The following is a 7,350-nucleotide window of genomic DNA, read 5'->3' on the forward strand; positions in this document are numbered from 1 at the left end:
AAGATATAAAGGTCAACGCAGACACAGCAGTTTTTATGTGGGTCAACATCTCTATCATTGGCTCGGGCTACATCAAATGTTCCCAAAAAATATAGAAGAGCTAATGCAAATTAGCCGCTATCGGTTGAAGGATTACATCAAAGGGCAAAGAGCTATATCGCTTGCCCTATCTACCTTCTAGCTCGCTTGTCCCCCTCTCAGCCCTTCTCCCCCAATACTATCGGGACGGGGAAGAATTGATCGGGGGTAAAGAAGAAGAAATTTCGCCACCTCGATCGAATATTTCCAGATTCCATTGACCGAAACGATTACTTTCAAAAGCAATAAAACGACCGTTACCACTAATCGTCGGACGACGCACTTCTCCTAAAATATTTTCGGTGATATTTTTTGCTTGCAGAGTTTGTCGATCATAAATATATATATCGGGTTTACCGGACTGTTCCGATACATAAACAATATAGCGACCATCGGCACTAATATCCGGTTGATCTTGATAGGTTTTTGCTTGATTTAACCCCGGCAGGGGAACTAAACGATTAGCCACTCGATCGAATAAATAAATCGTTCGTTGTCCCAGGCGATCGGAGGCAAAGACCAGATAACGACCATCGTAGTTAAAACGGGGATTATCTTCAGAGGAAGGGGTATTTAAAGTATTTCCTAAAAGCTGTTGGGGAGGGGTGACAAAACCTGCATCACTACATCCCCCCAGACTGATGATATTAACCGCAAGAAAAAGTCCAAGAAGTTTAGGAAACCTGATCATCGGTCGGCGCTGGGGAAGGAAGGATACAACAATTAATATCATCCAGACAAACTTTACCCCAATGCAATGCCCAACGCACCAATTCCACCCGATTATCGGTTTTTGTTTTTGTCAAGATATTACTAATATGATTATCAACGGTACGCTTGCTAATCTCTAGCTTTTCCGAGATTTCTTGATTAGTTAAACCATTAGCCACTAAATCGAGTATTTCTAGCTCTCGATCGGATAATGAAGCGGCTGTTTGAAACTTCCCAGCAGACATAAGTATAATTCCTCTCGCATATGTACTTATCATTCTAGAAGAATTTTTCCCCTAGGAATCGATAATCAGTAATCAGTGATCAGTAAACAGTAATCAGTGAAAAGACAGCACTGTTACTGCCATTTGATGATGCACACTTAATACATACTGCTCACTTAATACTCAAAACCTGACAGGGGGACAAGCTGGCTGAACTCCTTACAGCACAAGCTTTTTGGGGTGTTCGAGCGAAAAAGTTCGATGCAGCTCACCCCCCGTTGTTGATAAGAATTTCTAGTAAGCTCGCCCAAATCCCTGATTCTCTCGTTAGCTTTTTGGCTGAAAGCGATGTATCTGTTTGTAACTGAGGAGCCTCAAAACCTTTATGGACAATGCTTTGAGAGGTCTTGTTCCCCTGTCAGACTCAAAACTGATCACTGATCACTGATCACTGATTCAAGGCTGACGGCTGGTACTATATAATAAAAAACGCTCCTTAGTTAGATATTGAGAAAAACATGGAAGTTATCCCCGCTATTGATATTCTCGAGGGCAAATGTGTGCGACTTTATCAGGGAGATTACCAACAATCGCAGGTTTTTAACGATAATCCCGCAATAGTGGCGCGAGAATGGGTCAATCAGGGGGCAACCAGATTACATTTAGTTGATTTGGATGGAGCCAAAGAGGGTAAATCGGTTAATTTGTCAACTATTGAAACAATTCTTAATGATATTGCCATTCCCGTACAGGTAGGGGGTGGACTGCGGGATCTAGAAACGGTGAGTAATCTCCTAAAAATCGGGGTAGAAAAGGCGATTTTAGGGACAGTAGCCGTAGAAAAGCCAGAATTAGTCAGCGAACTTTGTCAAAGCTTTCCGGGGCAAATAATTGTCGGTATTGATGCCCGCGATGGCAAAGTAGCCACCCGGGGTTGGTTAGAAACTTCCGAGGTAGAGGCGATCGCTCTTGGTCAAGATATGGCAAAAAGAGGAGCCAGCACGATTATCTACACTGATATTCATCGAGATGGCACGCTTTCTGGCCCTAATCTCGCTGCTTTGCGAGAATTAGCCGAATCTGTCGAGATTCCCGTGATCGCCTCTGGGGGCATTAGTTCCCTGACGGACCTACTGAGTTTATTGTCTTTGGAACCTTTAGGAGTAACGGGAGTAATCGTGGGCCGCGCCCTTTATACCGGTGCAGTTAACCTCTCGGAAGCGATTAGCGCGATCGGATCGGGCCGTTGGCAGGATCTACCCCCGAATTTTTTCGCTTAACGGACTTGTTTGAGAGTATCCACCTGTTTATTGAACATATCGGTAAATAGTCCCAAAACAGTGCGATTTTCATTGACTTTGATGTTAACGCTCACGGACATCCCCGATTGCAGCGGTAGAGTGGATTGATCTTTCAAAACTAACTCTTGACTGTTCAAGCGTACCCGGACAGGAAACCGATAAAAACGGTGATTCTCATCGGGAGGTAAAGCATCGGAACCGATCGAGATTACTTCTCCCTTAATATCGCCGTATTCACTGTAGGAAAAGGAATCAATGCGAATATCGGCTTTTTGTCCCACGCGCACAAAACCGATGTCTTGGTTAATCACGTCCACCTCTGCCACTAAACAACCTTTAGCGGCATCTTTGACCTGGGTGGGACAGCCATCGGGAACAAGTTTTAATAATGCTTCCGCTTGACTTGGTTGGGGAACAAACCCAGGCCGCGCCTTGAGATCAAAGACCACACCATCAATCGGGGCGGTAATTTTTTGATATTTAATGGTCTGTTGTGCTTGACTAATTTGACTATCTAACTCAGCAATGCGCTTGTTGTTATCAATGATAATGCGACTGATCTGACTATCGATTTCAGCGATCCGTTTGTAATTGTCCGCCATTTTATCGCGCACATCTTTTTCCGTGATTACCGTGGTATTAATCAGCTTTTCTTGCGCTTGGGAGATCAACAGGAAATAACGCTTTTCTTCCTGTTCCAGGCGAGAAATTTCGGCGATGCGGGTTTGTACTTCTTTCTCTTGTTTTTCTCGATCGATTTTGCCATTAGCCTCTTGCTGCTGTAATTCATTCTGGCGATCGGTTACCGATTGTTTTTGCTTATTAATCTGATAACGGGCGATCGCTCCTTCATCCCCCAAGGGTTCAATATCCTTAAGAATATTACGCTCGATATCCAAGCTTTCTTGGCCCTGCTTCATCGAATTGGCATTACGAGTTTTAATTTCTTCAAGGACGAGACGATCTTTGATTAATTGCGAGCGGGCATCGGCCAACTGTACCCTGGTTTGGGCCAATTGTTTTTCTAATTGTTCCATTTCCAATCTAGCGGCCGCTTGTCGAGAATTGGACTCCCGTCGGGCAGCCCCTAAACGGGCTAATTGATCCCCTTGTAAAGCAGAGCTAGAAGCACCTTCACTGACCTGTGCTTGATAAAGTTGATTTTCCGCCACTAAAGCGGCACGATTACGGGCTAAATCGGCGATTTCACTCGGTAATTTTAATTGAGCGATCGAACTCTCCACTTGTGCCGGTGTCAGATCCTGCGCCATTAACAGACGATAGAATTGATTTTCCTTCTCGGCACTGGCGCGAATTTTTCTCAAGGATTCTAACTGCACTTGCGAGGCACTGGAATCCATTAAAACCAGTACATCTCCTTTGTTAACTCGATCGCCGTCTTTAACTTTAACTTCCTGTACTACCCCATTCACCGGTGCTTGTACTTCTTGGACTTTGCCCTGGGGTTTAAGTTGTCCTTGAGCGCCGACCACCTGCTCGATTTTGGCGAGCGCTGACCAAATTAAAGCAGCAGTGGTGACACTCATTAATGTCCAGATAATCGTCCGCGACCAAATGGGCGATTGTTTCAGGATCACCGATTGTTCTGGTGGGCTGAAAGTGGGTAAAGAAGGGGTAATACTTTTATTTTTCGTGGTAGTGGCCACGTTTTTACCCGCTTGGGTCAGTTCATCGCTTTTAGGGTTGCTGTTGCCGTTTTGACCGTTGTTAGAATTACCGTTCATGGAGATTCTCCTATATTTATTTTTTCAGTGATCAGTGAACCGATAACCGTTTACTGATAACTGATAACTGATAACTGATAACTGACGACTGACTGACTAGATTTGCGAATCCTGTTGTTTATAGAGAGTATAGTAAAGGCCTTTTTTGGCCATTAATTCCTCGTGGGTGCCTTCCTCCGCTACTGTCCCTTTATCCATCATGACAATAATATCGGAGGATTTGATCGAAGCTAAACGATGGGTAATAAAAAAGACCGTATGATCCTTGAAAACTTCTTTGAGATTCAGACACACTTGCCGTTCGGTGTTATAGTCGAGGGCGCTGGTGGCCTCATCAAGAATGAGAATTTGCGGTCTTTGCAGGACGGAACGAGCGATCGCAACCCGTTGTCGTTGTCCCCCCGATAGGGATGCCCCCCGTTCACCGACGCGGGTATTATAGCCATTGGGCAGGGTCATAATAAATTCGTGGGCCGCCGCCGTTTTCGCTGCCGAGACAATTTCCTCCACAGTCGCATCGGGGTTAGTCAGGGCGATATTTTCCTGTACCGTACCGTCAAATAATAGGGTTTCTTGGGGAACCATGCCGATTTGACGACGCAGGGAATAGAGTTCCACTTTGTTGATATCGTAGCCGTCGATGAGAATCCGTCCCGATTCTGGTTCGTAGAGACGGGCTAATAGTTTAGTGATGGTACTTTTCCCAGCACCACTTTCTCCCACCAAAGCGACAAAAGTACCGGCGGGGAATTCTAAATTGACGTTGTATAGTTGCAGGGGTCCGTGGGGATTGAAGCGGAAAGCGAGGTTTTCGTAGGTGACAGTGCCTTTAATTAAGGGCATGGGGATGTTTTGGCGATCGAGTTCCGCTTCTTGGGGAGTATCGACGATATCGGCTAATCTTTCCAGGGATAAGCCAGTTTCTTGGAAGTTTTGCCAGAGTTGGGTCAAACGCAGAATCGGCGAGGTAACGTAGGAAGAGATAATCCGGAAGGCGATTAATTGACCAAGAGTGAGTTTTCCGTCTAAAACTAGGGCTGCTCCCACCCAAAGCACTAATAAACCCGATAATTGGTTAAAGAAGTGACTAAAGGAACCGGCCAAAGTTGAGGTCATTACCGTTTGAAAACCTTCGGCCACATAGCGCGCATAACGTTCTTGCCACTGCCAACGGGAACGCAATTCGATATTCTGTGCTTTCACCGTTTGAATTCCCGTCATTACCTCCACGAGATAGGATTGGGTTTCGGCGTTTCGTTCCGCTTTTGCTCGCAGTTGTCGCCGCACGATCGGTGCGAAAATAGCTGTGGAGAGAACTAAAATCGGCACGACTCCCAGGGCCCAAACAGTTAGAATCGGGCTATAGATCAACATAACCACAATGTAGATAACCGAGAAAATGGCATCTAATACCACTGTTAGGGCTGTACCTGTTAAAAATTGCCGAATATTCTCTAATTCGTTGATTCTTGTCGAAATTTCACCCACTGGCCGCCGTTCAAAGTATTTCAGGGGTAAACGCAGCAGGTGATCGATAATTTCTGAACCGAGGGTCATGTCGATGCGGTTAGTGGTATCGACAAAAAGGGATGTTCTCAAAAAGGTTAAAATTCCCTCAAAAACGGCAATTACTAACAGGAAAACCCCGAGGGTATTCAAGGTTTCCGGGCTATTCTGCACAATCACTTTATCGATGATCACCTGAATCATCAAGGGATTGGCCAGGGCAAATAACTGCACGAAGAAAGAAGCGATAAAAACTTCTATTAAGACTCGTTTATGTTTCTTGACAGAAGGCCAAAACCATGATAGGCCAAAACGCTGTTGCTGGGTGTGTTTGGTGGGTTTGAGCAGAATCACTTCCCCTTTTTCGCCCCAAGATTCCAGAAATTCGCTGGTTTTGCGTTTAATTATCCCCCTTTGGGGAACAGCGATCGTGGTTTCCCGTTGATTAATTTCGTAGAGAATAACGATGGTGTCTTGCCAGCGAATTAGGGCAGGAGGGTTGATATTGGGCAAGGAAGAAGCATTTAGGGGTACTAATTGGCTATGGAGTCCCACTACCTCGGCCACAGCCCCACACAGGGGCAGGGAAAGGCTGCCGGTTCTTTGCAGTTGATCCCCTAGGATGCGTTGGATCACGTCCTTGCGAAAGGGGATATTAAAATATTTGCAGAGCATCTGAAAACAGGCACTCACCGCCTCTAGTTCCGTTTTTCCCCCGAAAAAAGCATAGGATTTGCGGTTTTTCTCGACAGTTTTTTCAAGGTCGATATCGCTGGTGATGTCGCTTATTTTTCCCTGGGGGATATCTAATACCTGGGTGGGTTTATTTCCCTTGATCACTTGGGTTTCTAGGATATCATCCGTTTCTGTTTCCGCAGCCGCTTCGGTTTCAACTGTCAAGAATTCATCTAACTGGTCGGAGGAAAGACCTAATAAGCGCGTGTTAGTCGGATTGTTCTGGGTGATAACTGTGCCGATAGGATAATTATCGGTATTTTCGCTGACTAACCAGAGATAATCATCGTTAATCTGGTTGTAGGACACACAAGCTTTGTTGAAAAGAGCCTGAGCAATTTCTTTCAGGTCCCCCCCACCCCAGGCCTGTTGATTAAGATAGGAGCCTAGAAGAGCATAAACTTCAGCGATCGAGGTTTCTTTAAAGAAATATTGCTTAAATTCCGGGTAATTTTTGATTAAAGACCAAAAATCCTCTTGTTTTAAGGTTAAACAGATCGTGACTTCCGAAGAAGCGATCACCGTTTCACAGGGGGTAGCGCGCAGAAGACTCATCCACCCGAATAAATCCCCCGGCTGTAATTTAGCCAAAGTGACCGGCAGCGGATTGTTAACCCTAGCATCGTAACCCAAAAGTCTGGCCTCTCCCTCGTAGAGAAGGACGAGGTGGGAGGGTAAGCGATCGCACTTGAGGATCGCATTGCCCATCTCATAGCGAAAGGGTTGTAATTTCTGGCCCAGAGAACGTCTAACCTCGACGGGCAGGCGATCGAAGGGCTGTACGGTCTCCAGAAAGGCGGTAAAATCTAAAGTGGTATAACTCATTGGCTAGGCGAAAATTGACTAAGTTGGCAAATAATTAGGGTTTGCGGCAAAAAGTTTGTTGGTGGGGGTAGGGTGTGGGGTGTGGGGTGTGGGGTGTAGGGTTTTACCGATTTTCAGGTGGTCAATTACCTAATTTTCAGGGAAAAAGTCCCGGAATTTTCCCCCCAATCACTCCAATCGCTGGCACTTTTTGATTGACAAAAAGTCTAAAAGTCTTATCGAACA

General features: G+C 45.5%; 6 protein-coding genes. 2 read left to right on the forward strand and 4 right to left on the reverse strand.

Translation table 11 applies throughout. The annotated features are described in order from the left end of the window. Nucleotides 1-181 (forward strand): transposase (locus IM319_RS16825; RefSeq protein WP_287736361.1); only part of this gene is annotated, 181 nt, incomplete at its 5' end. A gap of 36 nt (nt 182-217) precedes the next feature. Here the strand turns inward: IM319_RS16825 and IM319_RS16830 are convergent. Then, on the reverse strand, nt 218-769 hold the full coding sequence (locus IM319_RS16830; RefSeq protein ID WP_287686360.1) for a TolB family protein: 552 nt from the start codon (nt 767-769) through the stop codon (nt 218-220). After that, nucleotides 753-1,034, reverse strand: a complete 282-nt coding sequence (locus IM319_RS16835) for a helix-turn-helix domain-containing protein (protein WP_108937575.1) — start codon at nt 1,032-1,034, stop codon at nt 753-755. The genes IM319_RS16830 and IM319_RS16835 overlap by 17 nt, the downstream gene beginning before the upstream one ends. Before the next feature lie 497 nt (nt 1,035-1,531). On the opposite strand from IM319_RS16835, the gene hisA reads away from it, so the two are divergent. Next, on the forward strand, nt 1,532-2,293 hold the full coding sequence (gene hisA, locus IM319_RS16840) for a 1-(5-phosphoribosyl)-5-[(5-phosphoribosylamino)methylideneamino]imidazole-4-carboxamide isomerase (RefSeq protein WP_286825671.1): 762 nt from the start codon (nt 1,532-1,534) through the stop codon (nt 2,291-2,293). Here the strand turns inward: hisA and IM319_RS16845 are convergent. Further along, a complete protein-coding gene (locus IM319_RS16845) occupies nt 2,290-4,059 on the reverse strand; it encodes an HlyD family efflux transporter periplasmic adaptor subunit (RefSeq protein ID WP_287686359.1) in 1,770 nt (589 codons plus the stop codon). The two genes, hisA and IM319_RS16845, sit on opposite strands and share 4 nt — an antisense overlap. Before the next feature lie 96 nt (nt 4,060-4,155). Beyond that, nucleotides 4,156-7,125 carry a peptidase domain-containing ABC transporter gene (locus tag IM319_RS16850; RefSeq protein ID WP_287686357.1) on the reverse strand — a complete coding sequence of 990 codons (2,970 nt, stop codon included), beginning with the start codon at nt 7,123-7,125 and terminating at the stop codon, nt 4,156-4,158. Between the last annotated feature and the right edge of the window lie 225 nt (nt 7,126-7,350).

It is taken from the genome of Microcystis sp. M113S1 (genome assembly GCF_020246945.1).
In the GTDB taxonomy this organism is placed as follows: Bacteria; Cyanobacteriota; Cyanobacteriia; order Cyanobacteriales; family Microcystaceae; genus Microcystis.